The organism is Thioalkalivibrio sulfidiphilus HL-EbGr7, from assembly GCF_000021985.1.
In the GTDB taxonomy this organism is placed as follows: Bacteria; Pseudomonadota; Gammaproteobacteria; order Ectothiorhodospirales; family Ectothiorhodospiraceae; genus Thioalkalivibrio_A; species Thioalkalivibrio_A sulfidiphilus.
This window is the reverse complement of the sequence record NC_011901.1, coordinates 2,014,372-2,031,720: the sequence shown is the minus strand read 5'-3', so window position 1 is coordinate 2,031,720 and position 17,349 is coordinate 2,014,372. Positions and strand designations below refer to the sequence as shown.

At 65.6% G+C, this 17,349-nt stretch carries 17 protein-coding genes; 2 read left to right on the top strand and 15 right to left on the bottom strand.

Annotated features, from left to right (window positions below; genetic code table 11):
- Positions 1-595 precede the first annotated feature (595 nt).
- The 15 genes from TGR7_RS09545 to TGR7_RS09475 all read right to left on the bottom strand — a co-directional run bounded on the left by TGR7_RS09545 (position 596) and on the right by TGR7_RS09475 (position 14,371).
- Positions 596-838 carry a DUF2274 domain-containing protein gene (locus TGR7_RS09545; protein ID WP_012638465.1) on the bottom strand — a complete coding sequence of 81 codons (243 nt, stop codon included), beginning with the start codon at positions 836-838 and terminating at the stop codon, positions 596-598.
- On the bottom strand, positions 835-2,109 hold the full coding sequence (locus TGR7_RS09540) for a TraB/TrbI/VirB10 family type IV secretion system protein (RefSeq protein WP_012638464.1): 1,275 nt from the start codon (positions 2,107-2,109) through the stop codon (positions 835-837). The genes TGR7_RS09545 and TGR7_RS09540 overlap by 4 nt, the downstream gene beginning before the upstream one ends.
- 2 nt (positions 2,110-2,111) lie before the next feature.
- The gene (trbG, locus tag TGR7_RS09535) at positions 2,112-3,104 is read right to left on the bottom strand and encodes a P-type conjugative transfer protein TrbG (protein WP_012638463.1); all 993 of its coding nucleotides are present in this window, start codon (positions 3,102-3,104) and stop codon (positions 2,112-2,114) included.
- Positions 3,101-3,805 (bottom strand): conjugal transfer protein TrbF, encoded by a 705-nt coding sequence (gene trbF, locus TGR7_RS09530; RefSeq protein WP_012638462.1) that lies wholly within the window; start codon positions 3,803-3,805, stop codon positions 3,101-3,103. Before trbF ends, trbG begins: the two co-directional genes overlap by 4 nt.
- Positions 3,806-3,817: 12 nt before the next feature.
- Positions 3,818-5,200 (bottom strand): P-type conjugative transfer protein TrbL, encoded by a 1,383-nt coding sequence (gene trbL, locus TGR7_RS09525; protein WP_012638461.1) that lies wholly within the window; start codon positions 5,198-5,200, stop codon positions 3,818-3,820.
- Entirely contained in the window at positions 5,197-5,517 is a 321-nt protein-coding gene (locus tag TGR7_RS09520; protein ID WP_012638460.1) for a hypothetical protein, read from the bottom strand. The genes trbL and TGR7_RS09520 overlap by 4 nt, the downstream gene beginning before the upstream one ends.
- An 11-nt stretch (positions 5,518-5,528) precedes the next feature.
- Positions 5,529-6,254, bottom strand: a complete 726-nt coding sequence (gene trbJ / locus TGR7_RS09515; RefSeq protein WP_003138979.1) for a P-type conjugative transfer protein TrbJ — start codon at positions 6,252-6,254, stop codon at positions 5,529-5,531.
- On the bottom strand, positions 6,251-8,704 hold the full coding sequence (gene trbE, locus TGR7_RS09510) for a conjugal transfer protein TrbE (protein ID WP_012638459.1): 2,454 nt from the start codon (positions 8,702-8,704) through the stop codon (positions 6,251-6,253). Before trbE ends, trbJ begins: the two co-directional genes overlap by 4 nt.
- 12 nt (positions 8,705-8,716) lie before the next feature.
- The gene (locus tag TGR7_RS09505) at positions 8,717-8,989 is read right to left on the bottom strand and encodes a VirB3 family type IV secretion system protein (RefSeq protein WP_003138984.1); all 273 of its coding nucleotides are present in this window, start codon (positions 8,987-8,989) and stop codon (positions 8,717-8,719) included.
- Positions 8,986-9,378 (bottom strand): TrbC/VirB2 family type IV secretion system protein, encoded by a 393-nt coding sequence (locus tag TGR7_RS09500; protein ID WP_012638458.1) that lies wholly within the window; start codon positions 9,376-9,378, stop codon positions 8,986-8,988. The genes TGR7_RS09505 and TGR7_RS09500 overlap by 4 nt, the downstream gene beginning before the upstream one ends.
- Positions 9,375-10,445: a P-type conjugative transfer ATPase TrbB gene (gene trbB / locus TGR7_RS09495; protein ID WP_012638457.1), complete on the bottom strand. Its 1,071-nt coding sequence runs from the start codon at positions 10,443-10,445 to the stop codon at positions 9,375-9,377. The genes TGR7_RS09500 and trbB overlap by 4 nt, the downstream gene beginning before the upstream one ends.
- Positions 10,442-10,906 carry a CopG family transcriptional regulator gene (locus tag TGR7_RS09490; RefSeq protein WP_012638456.1) on the bottom strand — a complete coding sequence of 155 codons (465 nt, stop codon included), beginning with the start codon at positions 10,904-10,906 and terminating at the stop codon, positions 10,442-10,444. Before TGR7_RS09490 ends, trbB begins: the two co-directional genes overlap by 4 nt.
- Entirely contained in the window at positions 10,903-12,915 is a 2,013-nt protein-coding gene (locus TGR7_RS09485; RefSeq protein ID WP_012638455.1) for a conjugal transfer protein TraG, read from the bottom strand. The genes TGR7_RS09490 and TGR7_RS09485 overlap by 4 nt, the downstream gene beginning before the upstream one ends.
- Positions 12,916-13,151: 236 nt before the next feature.
- The gene (locus tag TGR7_RS09480) at positions 13,152-13,430 is read right to left on the bottom strand and encodes an EexN family lipoprotein (protein ID WP_012638454.1); all 279 of its coding nucleotides are present in this window, start codon (positions 13,428-13,430) and stop codon (positions 13,152-13,154) included.
- The gene (locus tag TGR7_RS09475; RefSeq protein WP_012638453.1) at positions 13,427-14,371 is read right to left on the bottom strand and encodes a LysR family transcriptional regulator; all 945 of its coding nucleotides are present in this window, start codon (positions 14,369-14,371) and stop codon (positions 13,427-13,429) included. Before TGR7_RS09475 ends, TGR7_RS09480 begins: the two co-directional genes overlap by 4 nt.
- Positions 14,372-14,873: 502 nt before the next feature.
- Between TGR7_RS09475 and TGR7_RS09470 the strand changes: the two genes are divergently transcribed.
- Positions 14,874-15,581, top strand: coding sequence for a TorF family putative porin (locus TGR7_RS09470; protein WP_041441433.1), 708 nt, complete (start codon positions 14,874-14,876; stop codon positions 15,579-15,581).
- A gap of 54 nt (positions 15,582-15,635) precedes the next feature.
- Positions 15,636-17,345, top strand: coding sequence for a potassium-transporting ATPase subunit KdpA (gene kdpA, locus TGR7_RS09465; RefSeq protein WP_012638451.1), 1,710 nt, complete (start codon positions 15,636-15,638; stop codon positions 17,343-17,345).
- Positions 17,346-17,349: the final 4 nt, after the last annotated feature.

Sequence of the window (17,349 nt, the reverse complement as noted above, 5' to 3'; positions counted from 1 at the left end):
CTTTCGCGCGGTCTGCTGCAAGCGGCTACAATGCCGTCTGCCTGCCTTTTCGATTCAGCCCGGATGGCGGAACTGGTAGACGCAGGGGACTTAAAATCTGTTTTGTCAAGTCCTTTCTGCTAGAACTACCGAGCCAGAAGGTCAATAGCGACAACGGTTTGCGAGCGTCCATGCTGTAGCTTTGCTGCTTGGCTTGACGATCAGGGGCCAGCTAGGCGCCAGTAGATGGAGGTAGGTGTTTTCGGTGCGTTGAGCACTACGCCCGAGTGGTGAAATCGGTAGACACAAGGGACTTGAACAATTTGAGCCTTCGGGGGGAAACGCCCGAAGTGAAGCCCGTCAAAGTCGGCGAACGCCCTGGATGCTTTTGCACCCGAGCCAACGCCGAGCCAAGCCCAAGCCACAGCTTGGGAAGGTGTAGAGAGCAGACGGCGGGCACCTACGGCCGCAAGGCTATGGTGAAGGCGTGCTCCAGACCACGAACGCCCTGCGTTGAGCAAGGCGGCGGCGAAAGTCGAAGTGGTAAGAAAATCCCTCGCCGAAAGGCGTGCCGGTTCGATTCCGGCCTCGGGCACCAATCCAGAGCCGCCCCTGTTCACGCAGGGGCGGCTTTCCCGTTTTTGGACTGTGTGCGCTTGAAGCCCCGATCCCCCGCCATGAACGCCTCCAGCATGTGCGGGATCAACTTCTCTGCATCGACCACCTCGCCATACGCCTGCGCGTGCATCGCGGCGTAGCGGTCGAGGTCGGCTTTCAGACTGGCCGGGCAGGCAAAGGTCAACTTGACGTTCTCGGTCTTGGGCAGCGGCCCGAGCCGCAGCTTCTTGGTCGCGCTCATTGCGAAGCTCCCCGATTGAAGAACAGTGGCTGGTAGGGCCGAAGCACCAGATCCCGATTGACGATGATCCGCACCGGCAGGCCCGGCCGCGTGGTCAGCGTCGGCTGGATGTTCATGTTGCGCCGGGTGATCTCCTGCCCGACCTGATTGATGCTGTCCTGTGCGCTATCGCGCCCGGCGATGACGATCCGGTTGCCGTCCTGACGGTTCTCCGGCGCAGCCAGCTCGGCGCCCACGCCCAGCAGCGTCGTCAGCACCGCGCCCGCGACGATGCGATTCCAATGCCAGTCCACGTCGTCTTCCAGGCCGGCGTAGCCGGCCGGGTCGGTGCCGACAAGGCTGTCGAGCGTCAGCGAGGACGTATCGGGCAGGATGACCCGGTTCCACACCACCTGCACACGGCTCTGCCCGTAGCTGACCTGGCTGTTGTAGCGCCCGAGGATGCGCGATCCCTGCGGGATCAGCAGGAACTTGCCCGTGGCCGTGTCATAGACCGGCTCCGTCACCGTGGCGATCACGTCGCCCGGAAGGTCGGACTTGATGCCCGTCACCAGCGCGCCCGCGATCACCGTTCCGGCCATCACCTGATAGGGCGACACCGGCAGCGCCAGATTGCCGGAATTGCGGGTTTCCGTAGAGCCTGCTTTCAGGAACGCCTCCTTCTGGTCTTGCCGGTTCTGCACGGCGGTCGGGTCGGCAGGCTGGGCCGCCGTCGAGGCCGGCCCAGCGGCGAGCGGGTCAAAGGCCGCCAGCGTGCTTGCGCCACCAGACGCACCCGGCACCGCCTGCGTCACCGTGGCGGCGGCCTGGCTTTGGCCGCCCGAGCGGAAGAACACCGACGAGGCCGCTGCCGCGTCGGCCTCCTTGCGCAAGGCATCCTCGGGATCATGGCCCGGCGGTACATACGTCGGCGTCACCGGCTGCTGCGAGTTCACGATGGCCGGGCCGAGATCACCCGGCAGCGGCGGCCCCAGCTCGGACACCTTCGGCGGCAGCTTCGAGTAGTCCGAAGGCAGGCCATCCAGCCCTTCGGACTTCGACACGCGATCGACGTTGTAAAGCTCGGTCTGCTCATTGGCGCCGCGCCGTTGCGGTTGCAGCGACCAGATCGTGGCCCCGAGCACGGCGACCGACAGGCCGCCGACAAGGACGGCCAGCGTGCGCCGGTTCAGGCGCGTGACCGGGCGCGGCTGGGCGCGCAGCGCCACCGCCTCGGGCGCGACCTTGCCCGCCTGCGGCGTGGCGAGGTCGGGGGTGTCGTCCTGGCTCATGGTCAGTTCCTCCGTGCCACGCCATCCGTGCGCTCGATTCGCACCACATCGCCCTTGTCGCCACCTAAGCGCAGTTCGGCGGCTCCGAACAGCCGATCCACGATGTAGTACGGCGAGCGGAAGCGGTAATTGACCAATTGCCCGTCGCCTTCCGGCCCGATCACGAACAGCGGCGGAAGATCGCCCTGCGCGATGCCGGCGGGAAGCTGGATATAGACTTTCTGCCCGTCGTCGAAGGCGCGCAGCGGCTTCCACGGCGGATTGCTGCCGCTGATCGCGTAGCGGAAGCGCAGGTTCTCCAGCGACAGGCCGCTATCGACCGGCGCTGCGGTGCTGGCCGCTTGCGCCTGGCGCTGCAAGGCCAGCATCCGGTCGCGCGGGTACTCCCACGACACCGATGCCATCCACGTCTTTTCTGTCGAAGCCAACTCCAGCAGGTACGTTCTGCGGTTGGTGGTGATGACGAGATTGGTCTTGAGGCCCGAGCGGATGGGCTTCACCAGCACGTTCACGCGCAGGTCGGCGCCGCTGCCGCTGGACGTGTCGCCCACGATCCAGCGCACGGTATCGCCGGCGGCCACCGTCACTAGTTCCTCGCCAGGCTGGAGCGACACCACGGTCACGCGGCCCACGGCCGCATAGACCTGATAGAGCGCACCATCGCTATACGGCCACACCTGAATAGCGTTGACGTAGCCCTCGCGCGTGGGCGCGACGCGCGCCTCGGCATTGGCACGCGAAACGCGCACCTTCTCGTCTGCCGGCTCCGGCACAGGCTTGGCGTCCTCGGCTTCGGGAGCCGGCTTCAACTGCGCGGGCATCGGCAGTACCTCGGGCACGGCCACCACCTCTACCGGCGCGGGCGGCTCTGGCAGCGGCTGGGCCTGTACCGGCTCATCGAGTGAGATGGTCGGCGGCGGTTTGCCCTGCGTGGCGCAGCCCGCCAAGGCAAGCAGGATCACCGGCAAAGCGGATTTACGGAAAAGATCATTCATGGCTTGGCTCCTTCGGAAGAATCCAGTTCGCGGCTCCACGACAGGCCGTTGACGTAGATGCCCAGGGGGTTCTTGCGCAGGCGTTCTTCGGTGCGCGGCGGCTGGAGCACGATGGACACCACGGCCGTCCACCGATCCAGTCCCGCCGCGGCGCCGTTGACGTAGCGGCGTTCTGTCCAGCGCACGTTGAAAGACGTGTCGCTGGCGCGCACGACGCTGGTGATCTGCACCGTCACCGACTCCTTGCCGATGCGCGCGAACGGGTCGTTGACCCGCGCGTAGTCGTTGAGCACGGCCGCGCCCTTGTCGGTCGTGTAGTCGTAGGCGTCGAGCCAGTTCTGGCGCACGACGATGGGGTCGATGGACAGCGAGCGAACCAGGCCGATGAAGCGGCCTAGGTGGTACGCGGTCTGTGCGTCGCTGGGCTTGTATGGCGTGGCGGCTTCGCCCACTGCGCGCACCTGGCCCGCGTTGTCCACCTCCACGACGTAGGGCGTCACAAAGGACTGCGCGGAGCGCCACACCAGGCCGCCGGCCATCAGCAACGCGAGGGTGAGGCAGCCGAAGGCCATCAGGCGCCAGTTCTTCGCCTGCACGCGCGGCGAGCCGATACGGTCGTCCCATACCTGGCCGGCAGCTTGGTACGGCGTGGCAGGCTGCGGCGTGTCGGCGTAACGCACCTGCGGTTTCTTGAATCGCATGGTCAGTTCTCCTTATGAATCGGAATCGCGCAGGCTCGGCCCTTGGCCGGAGCCGCCGCCGTCGCCACCGCGCAGCGCATGGGCGGTGGTGGTCGCGGCATGGGTGAGCTGTTGGCGGCGATGCAGTCGTTTCGCCCAGGCAGGTTGTTCCTGCGTCTGCGCGTTGCTGGCGCTGGGCGTGGCCTCGCCAACTCCCTGACCGGATGCCGCCCCTGCGCCACTGTCGGCCGCAGCGCCATTCCAGCCAGCACGGAACGGAGCGGCCATGCGCTGCCCGACAGCGGAGGCACGGGATGCAGCGCCTCGTCCGGCTGCCTGCGCGCCGGTCTTGGCGACGTTGCCCAAGCCCGCCATCGCGCCTTTGGCACCGCCGCCTGCTGCGGCGGAACCGGCCTGGAACGCCGACTTCGCGCTGCCCGCCGCCGACGTGGCGGCACGCGCGCCGCTGCCGGCCAGCTTGGCGGCGGCCGGGGCCATGCGCGCGCCAGCAGCTACCGCACTGCCCACGCCCGTCGCGGCGGCACCGACGGCCACCGCCGTTCCGGCTGCGCCGATGGCCGCGCCCGCCATCGCGCCCGCGCCGAGCTGCGGCGCACCGGACACAAGGCCCGTGGCGATGCCGGGGCCGAAGATCCCCAGCGCCAGCAAAGTGAGCGAGGCCAGCATGATGACCAGCGCATGGTCGAGGGACGGCTCATCGGGATGGACTTGGAACTGGGTGAACAGACCCGAGCCGATACCGACAATCACGGCCAACACCAGCACCTTGACGCCGGAGGCCACGACGTTGCCCAGCACTTTTTCCGCCAGAAAGCTCGTCTTGTTCCACAGCGCGAACGGCACCAGCACAAAGCCTGCGAGCGTGGTCAGCTTGAATTCGATCAGCGTGATGAAAAGCTGGATCGCCAGCACGAAGAAGCAGAGCACCACGACCAGCCAGGCGAGGAACAGCACCAAGATGGCATCGAGGTTCAAGAACACCTCGGGAAATCCCATCATGTCGTCAAGCTGAAGGAAGATAGGCCCGCCCGCGTCAAGGCCGGTTTTCGCCAGTCGGCCCGGCTGCAAGAAGTTCTCCATCGTGATTGCCGAGCCGGTGGCGGTGATACCCAATCCCGCAAACGAGCGGAACACGATGCTGGCCAGCCAGTTGAAGTTGCCGATGATGTAGGCGAAGGCACCGACGTAGAGCACCTTGCGCAGCAGCTTGGCGATCACGTCCTCGCCCTGGCCGGTGGCATGGCTCATGGCCCAATACAGGCCGGCGATCGTCATGTCGATGACGATCAGCGTGGCCGTGAGGAACGCTACTTCGCCCCGCAGCAGCCCGAAACCCGAGTCGATGTAGGCGGCGAATGTGTTGAGGAATTGGTCGATGATGGTCACGTCATTCATGGCGTGTCCTCCGGTTCGGCGGGAACGGTCGGCGCCATGCCATCGGCCGGCTCCTCGAAGCTGGGCGGGATCGGCGGCAGGCCGGCCAGCGTTCGGTATTCATCCGGCCCGGCTTCGCCGGAAAAGAAGCGCCGCCGGAAGGCTTCGGCGGCGGCGCGGCAAGCGTCCTCGCCCGTGGCCTGCCGGTCGGCCGCGCATTGCGCGCGCAATGCCTTGAGCCGCACGGGATCAGCGGCCAGGGCATCGGCGAGGTTGTCGGCCGGCTGCTCGCCGCAGGCGGCCAGCAGCACGGCACCAAGGACGAGGACGCATCGCATGTCGGCCCCCGTCAGTCGCGGTAGAAGTTGACGGACTGCGGCGTGTACGGCGTGCCTTCCCCGAGGAAGCGCCGCCGCACTTCGCGGGCGCGCTCGGTGGCCGCCGCCTGCCGCGCCAGTTCCAACGAGGCGGCCCGGTCTTGCGTGATCTGGAGCCGCTGCGACTGGATCGACTGCTTGGCCTGCAAGGCGAGCAACTGGTTCATGGCCTGCATCGCCTGCAACGCGCCTTGCGCCGACTGGCTCTTGCCGACCAGATCGGCCAGCACGCTTTCGTCTTCGCCCAGGTTCTGCGACACCTGCGCCTGCATCTGCATGGTGGTCTGCAAGCCGTTGAGCGTGTTCTTCCATCGCTCCTGGGCGTCGCGGTACATCTGGTCGCCGCTGACGGTGGCGGCGTACTGCTCCGGGTACAGGCGGGCAAACTCCCGATCCAGATTCGTCACGTCGTAGGCCAAGCCTCGGGCCTGGGCGATCAACCGCTCGGTCGTTGCCAGGTTGGCGCGCAACTGGCCGACCACGCTGGACGGCAGGCTGGCGAGGTTGCGCGCCTGGTTCATCAGCATCTGCGCTTCGTTCTGAAGCTGTTGGATCTGGTTGTTGATTTGCTCCAGCGTGCGGATCGCAGTCAGCGTGTTCTGCACGAGGTTGGTGGGGTCGATCACGACCCATTGCGCATGGGCAGTGGCCGTGCAAAGCATGGCCGCGATGGCCGCGGCGACAAGGCGCTTCTTCATGGCAGGTTCTCCTGTGGGTGGTCAGCGAGGGAACCCGGCGCGAGGCCGGGGAACGAGGGCAGCAGGTCAGCCGCCCAATCGAGGCCGCGATGGCGCAGCCAGGCGCCCGCGAAGCCGGGCGTGCCGGCGTCCAGCAGCACGCGGTCTATGTCGCGCTGGTCTTGCGGCGTGGAAGCGCCCGCAAACGCCAACGCCGCCGGCCCCAGGTCGAGGTCGAACAGGCGGTTGCCGAGGCGGGATTGGTAGTAGTAATCGCGCTTGGGCTGCGCGGTGGCGACGATTTCGATCTGACGCCTGTTGAGGCCGAAGCCCTCGTATATCGTGCGAATCTGCGGCTCGGTCGCCTGCGGGTTGGCGAGGAAAATGCGGCTCGCGCAGCTCTCGATGATCGCGGGCGCGATGCTCGAATCCTTGATGTCGGCCAGCGACTGCGTTGCGAAGATGACGCTGACGTTCTTCTTGCGCAGCGTCTTGAGCCACTGGCGGATGCGCGCGGCAAACACCGGGTCATCGAGGAACAGCCACGCTTCATCGAGGATCAGCAGCGTGGGCGCACCGTCAAAGCGTTCGTCGAAGCGCGCAAAGAGGTAATGCAGCACGGCCATGACGGCGGCCTTGCTGTGCATCAGCTCTTCCATCTCGAAGCACTGCACGTCGGCCATGCCCAGCCGGTCGTGGTCGGCGTCCAGCAGCTTGCCGTGCGCGCCGCCCAGCACATACGGCGCGAGCGCCTGGCGCAGCGCGTTGGACTGCAAGAGGACGGACAGCCCGGTCATCGTGCGCTGCTCCACCGGCGCACCGGCAAGGCTGCCGAGTGCCGACCAGATGGCCGCCTTCTCGTCCGGGCCGACTGCCACGCCTTCGTGCAGCAAGCGGCCTTCGATCCATTCCGCTGCCCAGGTGCGGTAGCCCTCGCGGTCGATGCGCGCGAGCGGCTGGAAGGCGATTTCTCCATCCGTGCCCAGGTCGTAGTGCTCGCCGCCCAGCCCGAGGATCGTGGCGCGCATGGAACGCCCCATGTCGAAGGCGAAGATGCGCGAGCCGCGATAGCGGCGAAACTGCAACGCCAGCGTGGCGAGCAAGACCGACTTGCCCATGCCGGTCGGGCCGGCGACCAGCGTGTGGCCCACGTCGCCGATGTGCGTCACCAGCCGGAACGGCGTCGCGCCATCGGTGCGGGTGACGATCAGCGGCGGGCCGTCCAGGTGGTCGTTCTTCTCCGGCCCGGCCCACACCGCCGACACCGGCATCATGTGCGCCAGGTTCAGCGTCGAGACGATGGGCTGACGCACGTTGGCGTAGGCGTTGCCGGGAAGCGAGGACAGCCACGCATCCACGGCATTGAGCGTTTCGGGGATGGTGACGAAGCCGCGCCCCTGAATGACGCGCTCCACCATGCGCAGCTTCTCGTCGGCTGCGCCGGCGTCCTCGTCCATGACGGTGACGGTCGCCGTCAGGTAGCCGAAGGCGACCTGATCGCTGCCCAGCTCCTGCAAGGCCGCATCCGCGTCCGCCGCCTTGTTGTTCGCGTCGGTATCGACCAGCGGGCTTTCCTGCTGGAAGATCGTTTCGCGCAGCAGCGCGATGACGTTCTTGCGCTTGGCGAACCACTGGCGGCGCAGACGCCCCAATTCCCGTTCCGCCTCGGATTTGTCGAGGCACAGAAAGCGCGTACTCCAGCGATACCCAAATCCCAGGCGGTTGAGGTCGTCCAGAATCCCCGGCCAGGTCGAGGTCGGGAATCCGCGCACCGACACCACGCGCAGGTGCCTGTCGCCCAGCATGGGGGCCAGGCCACCGACCAGCGGCGAGTCGGTCAGCAGCGCGTCGATGTGGAACGGCACCTCGGGAACGCCCATGCGATAGCGCCGCGTCGAGATGGTCGAGTGCAGATAGGTCAGCGTCTGGCTGTCATCGAGCCAGGCGATTTCCGGCATGACGCCATCGAGCAGGTCAAAGACCCGATCCGTTTCCGCGACGAAGGCTTGCAGCCGCTCGCGCCAGTCCACGCCATTCGTCGGCGTGTTCTCGTAGAGCATCTTGGCGGCACGGGCGCGCGATTCCTCGGGCGGCAGGTACACCAGCGTCAGGTGATAGCCGCTCTCGAAGTGATGGCCGGTATCCTCGAAGGCCGAGCGGCGTTCTTCGTCCACCAGCCACGAAAGTGGCTCGGGAAACTCCGAGTGCGGGTAGTCGGCAGCGGTGCGGCGCTCGGCCTCGATGAACAGCGCCCAGCCAGAACCCAGCCGGCGCAGCGCGTTGTTCAGGCGTGCCGACGTGGCGATCAGCTCGCCTTGCGTGGCGCTATCGAGGTCAGGCCCGCGAAACCGGGCGGTGCGCTGGAAACTGCCGTCCTTGTTCAAGACGACACCCGGCGCGACCAGTCCGGCCCAGGGCAGCCAGTCGGCGAGCAGCGCGGGCCGTTGGCGGTATTCGGCAAGGTTCAGCATGCCTGCATCCCCTCACACGTCCAGCAGCGGGCGATGCTTGATGTGCCGGGCGAACACGGCCATGAACTGAGGATCGACGCGCGCACCCCACACCGCCAGCGAATGGCCGACGATCCAGAGCACCACGCCCGGAATCCACAGTTGCAGGCCCAGCCCGACGGCGGCGGCCAGCGTGCCGTTGGCGATCGCCACGGTGCGCGGTGCGCCGCCCAGCAAGATCGGCTCGGTGAGCGAGCGATGCAGCGGCACCTCGAACCCGGCCGCGAAGGTGTCCGGGCCGCTCATACGACAGCCCCGCCAGAGAACGAAAAGAACGACAGGAAGAACGAGGACGCGGCGAAGGCGATGCTCAAGCCGAACACGATCTGGATCAGCTTGCGGAAGCCGCCTGACGTGTCGCCGAAGGCCAGCGCGAGGCCCGTGGCGATGATGATGATGACGGCGACGATGCGCGCCACCGGCCCCTGGATGGATTCGAGGATGGATTGCAGCGGGCCTTCCCACGGCATCGAGGAACCGGCGGCCTGCGCGGTTCCAGCCAGCAACAGCAGCAGTGCGGCCAGCAGTAAGCCTTGCGCCGCAGGGCGGGCCAGGCTGTGCAGCCGCGACCGCGCGGGAAGGCGCAAAGCCGGATTTGCAGAAAAACGGAAAGCAGGAACGATCATCTGCGTCATGGCAGTTCTCCAGGTTGGTCAGGGGACGGGGAAGTCGCCGCAGCGGGTGCGGCCTCGGGAAATAGCGGCAGCTCGGGAAACGGTGTCTCCAGCGCATCCGCCAATCGGTAGCCCACACCGTCGAAGCCGACGACGCGGGCGATGCTCTCGATGCGGCGCTTGCGCCCGCGACCGGCGATGTGGATCACCACGTTGACCGCCTCGGCGATCAGCGCACGCGGCGGGTTCACCGCCACTTCGAGAATCAGTTGCTCCATGCGCAGCAACGCGCCCAGCGCGGAACCCGCATGGATCGTGGCGATGCCGCCGGGGTGGCCGGTGCCCCACACCTTGATGAGATCCAGCGCCTCGGCGCCGCGCACCTCGCCGACCACCACGCGATCGGGTCGCAGGCGCATGGAGGAGCGCACCAACTCGGTCATGGACACCACCCCCGCGCGCGTGCGCAGCGGAACGTGGTCACGCGCCGCGCATTGCAGCTCCACCGTGTCTTCGAGTACCAACACGCGGTCGCCGGTGGCGGCAATCTCTGCCAGCAGCGCATTGGCCAGCGTGGTCTTGCCGCTGCTGGTGGCCCCGGCGATCACGATGTTCTGGCGCTCGCGCACGGCCTGCACCAGAAAGCCCGCCTGGGCGGCGGTCATCATTCCGTCCACGACGTACCGCTCCAGCGGGATCACGCCGATGGCGCGCTTGCGCAGCGCGAAGGCCGGCCCCGGCGCGGCGGGCGGCAAGATGCCCTCGAATCGCTCGCCCGTCTCCGGCAGTTCAGCCGACAGCAGCGGCTGGCCGCGATGGACTTCCGCGCCGACGTGGGCAGCGACCAGGCGGATGATCCGCTCGCCATCGGCCTCGGGCATCTCCACGCCCATCGGCGCGCGCCCACTCGAAAGCCGATCCACCCAAAGGGTGCGATCGGGGTTGAGCATGATTTCCACCACGTCGGGGTCTTCGAGCGCGGTGGCGATCAGCGGCCCCATTGCCGTGCGCAGCATCTGGATGCGTCGCTCAAGGGAGGCGGCAGCAGACGAACGCGGCTCATGCGGGAGTTGCGGAACGGCACTCATGAGGCACGCTCCCGAGCCTGGGCGGCGGCTGCCGCGTCTTCCATCCGCACCGGGTCAGGGTGCAGTTCCTCCACCACATCGCGCACCAGGCTGCGTCCGCGCATCAGGTGGCGGCCAAGCTGCTCGGTGAACTGCTCGAAGCGCGCCTTGCCCTGGGCGCGCGCCGCGTCTTGGTGTGCCTCGGGAACCGGCGTGCTGACCGTCAGGTAGTAGCGGATGAACAGCGCCAGCGTCTCGATGGCGATGCTCTGGTCACGCTCCATGCGCTTGGCCTGGCGCGACAGGCGATCAAGGCGCTTGGCGATGGCCGCCTCGCGCTGGTCAGCGGCATCGGGCGACAGCCACGATGCGAGCGCCGCCGCAACGATCGACGACTTGGACACGCCTTTCTTGGCGGCCAGCTCGTCGAGCCGCTGGGCGTGCTCGGGCTGAATGAACAGATTGAGGCGGTATTGGCTCATAGCTCGATTCCGTCGTTGGGGTTCAGCGATGCCAGCCGGGCCGCGCGCTGCATGGCCGGATCGAGCTGGCGAGGAAGGGGAAGCGGCAGGTCGTCGTCGTCATCGAGCAGCCCGAGGTCAGCTGCGGGCGCGGCCAACTCGGGGTCGTAGGCGACGACTTCGGAAAGCTCGGGCTGACGGCGCGGGCCGCCGTCGTCGGCGGAACCGAGGCCATCGGCGGGTGCCGTGGCCGGTGCGGTGGGCGTTGGTGGGATTGCCAGCCCGCTCCAGTCGTCGGGGCGCAGCGGCGGCGCGTCGGCGTATTGGCTGTCCGCCAACACGGGCGGCGACAGCACGCGCCGCTTGAAATTGGCGTCCGCGTAGTAGCGCAGCTTCTTTGCCCGGATCGGCGCCACGCTGGAGACCATCACCACGGCCTCGTCGGGCGGAAGCTGCATGACTTCGCCGGGCGTCAGCAGCGGGCGGGCCGTCTCCTGGCGCGACACCATGAGGTGGCCCAGCCACGGCGCGAGCCGGTGGCCCGCGTAGTTGCGCTGTGCGCGCAACTCGGTCGCGGTGCCCAACGTCTCGGAAATGCGCTTGGCGGTGCGTTCATCGTTGGTGGCGAACGTCACACGCACATGGCAGTTGTCCAGAATCGAATGGTTTTGGCCGTAGGCTTTGTCGATCTGGTTGAGCGACTGCGCGATGAGGAAGCTGCGGATGCCGTAGCCCGCCATGAAGGCCAACGCGGTCTCGAAAAAATCCAAGCGCCCGAGTGCCGGAAACTCATCGAGCATCAGCAGCAGCTTGTGGCGGCGCTTGATGCCGTCGGAGCCGTCCAGCGATTCGGTGAGCCGCCGTCCGATCTGGTTGAGGATCAGGCGGATCAGCGGCTTCGTGCGGCTAATGTCCGAAGGCGGCACCACCAGGTACAGCGATACCGGATGCTCGGCGGCGATCAGGTCGGCAATGCGCCAGTCGCAGCGCGAGGTGACTTCGGCCACAGTGGGATCGCGATAAAGGCCGAGGAACGACATGGCGGTGCTCAACACGCCAGAACGCTCGTTGTCCGACTTGTTGAGCACTTCGCGCGCAGCGGACGCCACAACGGGATGCGGGCCACCACCTTCCTCGTTCACGAGGTGCGGCGTGGTCATCATCCGGTGCAAGGTCAGCTCGAATGGGCTGGCCGGGTCGGAGAGGAAGTTGGCGACGCCGCGCAGCGTCTTGTCCTGCCCGGCGTAAAGGACGTGCAAGATGGCGCCGACCAGCAGCGCGTGCGAAGTTTTTTCCCAATGGTTGCGTTTCTCCAGCGCGCCTTCGGGATCGACCAGGATGTCCGCGATGTTCTGCACGTCGCGCACTTCATGCGCGCCGCGCCGTACCTCCAGCAGCGGGTTGTAGGCCGCCGACTTCGCATCCGTGGGGTTGAACAGCAGGCAGTGCGAGAAACGCGAGCGCCAGCCTGCGGTGATCTGCCAGTTCTCGCCCTTGATGTCGTGGATGACGGCGGACGCGGGCCAGGAAAGCAGCGTCGGCACCACGAGGCCGACGCCCTTGCCGCTGCGCGTGGGTGCGAACGTCAGGACATGCTCTGGCCCTTCATGGCGCAGGTACTGGCGGTCGTGCTGGCCGAGGAACACGCCCGCCGGCTGCGTGAGACCCGCCTTGCGAATGTCCTGCGCGTTTGCCCAGCGGGCCGATCCGTAGGTCGTGACAAGGCGTGCCTGCCGCGAGCGCCAGACCGACATAGCAATGGCGACGGTCACTGCGACCATGCCACTGCTGCCGGCGATGGCACCGCCCGTGTCGAAGATTTCCGGGGTATAGGCGCCGTAAGAGAACCACCACTCAAACAGCTTCCACGGGTAATAGATCGGCGTGCCAAGAATATCGAACCAGGGCGAGCCAAGGCGTACTTGATAACCAAGGGCTGCTGCTGTCCACTGTGTGGCGCCCCACACGCCGGCGATCACGATGCCGAACACCACGGCGATCTGACCGAACAGCACGTTTGTCCCTTGCATGACCTTGCCTCCGATTTCTCCTGCGCTGATTCCTCATGGAAAGCGCGGCACAAGAACGTGCCGCTGGCGTCAGGATCGGTGCCGGGTCGGTGCCGGTCAAAGACCGTTTAGGGCATAAAGGTCGAGGAAAAAGAAAGAACTAGCGTGGTGGCGAACCAAAGAAAAACGCCGCAAGCGCGGGCGCGTTGCGGCGTGTCGGGCAAAAATATGAAGGTAATGCGGCGATCCGCCAACAATCAGAACTTGGGCGACTCTTTCGGCGGCGTGTACGGGGTTTCGCCGTCGCCATAGAACCGCTTGCGCGTAGCTTCCGCCACGCGGTTGCACAGCACGTCGCCCAGCTTGGGGCGGTCGGTCTTACATTGCTGGCGCAGCTCTTTGAGTCGTTCGGGGTTGGCTGCCAGTTCTTCCACCGTCGGGACACCCGCATCCGAGCCTTTGGCCTTCTGAGGAGTCTCGGACTGGCCGCAGCCAGTCATGGCGACCACCAGCAAGAACGGGATGATCTTGTTCATGTCGTGAATTCCTCCGGGGGGTCAGGACTGCGACGCGGAACAGGTTTCGCGGACTCCGGCGATTCAATGGCCTGCACGCGCTCAATGAACCGCGCAAGCACATCGGATGGCTCATCGTCGAGGTGCAGCAGGTAAGTCGTCAGCGGCGGTACACGCGACGCCAGTGGCCGGGCCACCACACCCGGCTCACGGCTGGTGGCAATATGCGCTTCACCTGTCAGCCCGATCGCGAAGCCCGCCGAAACCAGTGCCATCATCAAATCGCAGGAAGCCACACGTTCCGCAACAAGTGGCTCCATGTCGGCACGACGCAGCACCCGTTCGACATGCTTGGCATGACCTTCGCAGACTTGCGGATTGCACAGAACCAGCGGGTAGCGCAGCAACTCGTCCAGCGGGATGCGCTTGTGGGCCAGCAGCGGATGCCGCGCCGGCACCGCCACCATCAGCGCATCGCTCCATACAGGTATGGCGGTGATGCCATCGCCTACGTCATCGGATTGTGCGAACCCCACATCGTATAGGTCGTCATGCAAGCCTTTGATCTGCTGTGAAAGCGGCACCTCGAAGAATCGGAGGTCAACTTCCGGCTCTTCCTGGCGGCACAACGCCAGCAAGCTCGGCAAGCGCGACGGTGTGACGCCGTCCGATAGAGCTACGCGCAACTGCCCGTGAAAACCGTTCGCCGCTGCCTTCACGCTGTCACGTGCTTGTTCCAAGGCAGCAAGCACGCGACGCACGTGCTCCAAGAACAGCTTGCCGGTGCGGGTGAGCCGCGTGCTGCGTGTGGTGCGGGCAAACAGCACCACGCCCAGTTCTTCCTCCAACTCCTTGATGGCCCGTGATAGTGGGGATTGTTCTATGTGCAGCCGCTCGGCAGCACGGGCGAAGTGAAGTTCCTCTGCAACTGCGAGAAAGTATCGAAGATGGCGTAGCTCCATTCCCTTGATCTCGATTGCACTGCGCTACCAGTCAAGCCAATACTTTCCAGTATTCCGCAGAAAAACTATTCCTTGTCTGCGTCACGCTGGCGATTACTGCCCGGTGATGATTTTCTATGTCGTCTTTCAAGCCATGTCACGATTCTTTCTGATGCTCGAAAGAATGCAATGAAGGCGAGCACGACAACACCAACGAAGATGATGTCTTGCAACATCTGAGGCACTAAGAATCGCCGCACATATGACCCCAAGACCATATCCCAGGCGGGGAGCGTTCGCCGTAAATTCGCCGTAAATTCATTGCTTGGCGCGGCCACCAGTACGCCAGCTCCTCGTACTCGCGCGCCGCGGATCGACCTCTTTTTCGCATGCGCCAGACAAATCCCGCCGAGAATTTACGCAGAATTTATGCGCGGGGATTCTTCTGGAATAGAGAATTTACGGGCCTTCACTGAATACTTGAACGCATGGCTAGTTCGCCATTCATCCGCGAAGTGAAAACATGCTTCTCAATAATATTCAGCCGGCCAGAATGGCTGTCGCCGTCGCCGTCAGTGGGTTGTTGCTGGGAACGACGACCAGCGTTCACGCGCAGGTTTCCGGCAGCGCCGCGCTGACGTCGGACTACGTTTGGCGCGGTTCGTCTCAGACGCGCGAAAACCCTGCCATCCAGGCGGGTGGCAAGTACGCCCACGAGTCCGGACTGTATGCCTCCATCTGGGGGTCGAACGTCAAGTTCGAGCCGGACAACGGCGCACGCAGCGAGTTCGACCTTGCCGTGGGATGGAGCGGAAAGATCGCCACGGATTGGGCGCTGGACGTCTATCTCCTGCGCTACCAGTACCCCTCGGCGAACACCAACCTGAATTGGAACGAGATCAACGCGAGCATCATCTGGCGCGACAACTACTGGCTGGCGGTGGGTCACTCGAACAATGCGATGGCGACGGACACGACCGGCACGTATGCGCTGCTCGGCGCCCGTTATCCGATCAGCGACCAATGGCGCGTCGAAGGCAGCGTAGCCCGCTACGTTCTCGATAGCGCCTATGCCGACAGCTACACGCACGGCGCGCTCGGCGTCGTCTGGACGTTCAAGGCGCCGTTCGAGGCCCGCCTGACCCTGCATAGCGCCGATTCGGCGGCCAAGCGACTGTTTCCCGGCATGGCCGGCTCGCGCGCCGAGTTCGCCATCCAGGCTTCTTTCTGACCGGGGGCGTGATGACCACAAGCCCTCCAAGCAACACGTTGATGGAGTCCGATCATGACTGAGTTTCTTCTCGTATTTGCCCTGGCGATCGGTCTCGGATGGCCGCTCGGTCGCTATCTGGCCGCGGTCATGCGCGGCGCGCCGATGCGCGGCGACAGGCTGTTTCTGTGGCTGGAGCGGCCCCTGTATGCGCTGATCGGTACCAACCCCGAGCGCGGCATGAGCTGGCGCGGGTACGCCGGCGCGTTCCTGCTGAGCAACCTAGTGCTGGCGGTCATCGTGTGGCTGATCCTGATGACCCAGGCGTGGCTACCGCTCAACCCCAACGGCGCGCCCAACATGAGCTGGGACCTGGCGCTGCACACGATGGTGTCCTTCCTGACCAACACCAACCAGCAGCACTACTCCGGGCAGGCACAGCTCTCGTACCTGGCCCACATGACGGGCATCGTGACCTTGCAGGTCATCACGCCCATGATGGGTCTGGCGCTGGTCGTAGCGACGCTGCGCGGGTTCTTCGGCGGACGCAATGCGCAGGAGCGCAAGGCCGATGGGCAGGAGCAGGCCCCGGTGGATGTCGGCAACTACTGGGCCGATGTGATCCGCCCCACGCTGCGCTTCATGCTACCGCTGTGCCTGCTGTGGTCGGTGCTGCTGACCAGCCAGGGCGTGCCGGCCACGCTGGATGGCGGCCCCGTGGTCGCTCCCGTGGATACGACGGTAGAAATGAAGGAACAGAAGATCCCGCTGGGTCCGGTGTCTCCTATGGTCGCCATCAAGCAACTCGGCACCAATGGCGGTGGCTGGTACGGCCCCAACAGCTCGGTGCCGCTGGAGAACCCCACGCCGCTGTCGAATCTGCTTGAAACCTTGGCACTTATTTTGGTCCCAGTCGCGGTGGTGTTCATGATCGGTGGACTGACCGGACGACGAAAGTTTGCCGGATTGGTGTGCGGCACGATGTTGACCATGTCCGTCGTGTCGGCGGGATTCGCCATCTGGTCGGAAGGGTTCTCCTCGACCTCGCAGGACATCGCGCTGATGGAAGGCAAGGAAGTCCGCTTCGGCGCCGAGCCTTCCGCGTTGTGGGCCGCATTGACGACACAGACATCCAACGGCTCGGTCAACGCCATGCACGACTCGCTGGCGCCTCTGACCGGCCTGGTCACGATCAGCGACATGCTGATCAACGCCATCTGGGGCGGCATCGGCAGCGGCTTGCAGCAGTTCCTGACCTATCTCCTGCTGGGCGTGTTCCTGGCCGGCCTGATGACGGGGCGCACGCCGGAACTTTTCGGACGCAAGATCGAAGCGCCCGAGGTCCGCCTGCTCGCAGTGCTCGTGCTGCTGCAACCGCTGATCCTGCTGGGCCTGACCGCCATCACGCTGGCCGTGCCGAGCCTGACGGGGAGCTCGAACCCCGGCTTCCATGCCATCAGCCAGGTCTTCTACGAATACACGTCGTCCTTCGCCAACAACGGCTCGGGCTTCGAGGGGTTGGGCGATGCCACCGTCTGGTGGAACGTCACCGCCAGCTTCGTGCTCGCCGCGGGTCGCTATCCGGCCCTCATCATTCCGCTGGTGATCGCAGCCATGCTCGCGCGCAAACGCCAAGCCCCGGAAAGCACGGGAAGCCTGCACATCGAAACCCCCACTTTTGCGCTCACGCTGATCGCGGTGATCGTCATCCTGACACTGCTTCAGTTCATGCCCGTGCTGGTGCTAGGCCCCGTTGCCGATCATCTGAGCCTGGTCGCGCGTTGAGGAA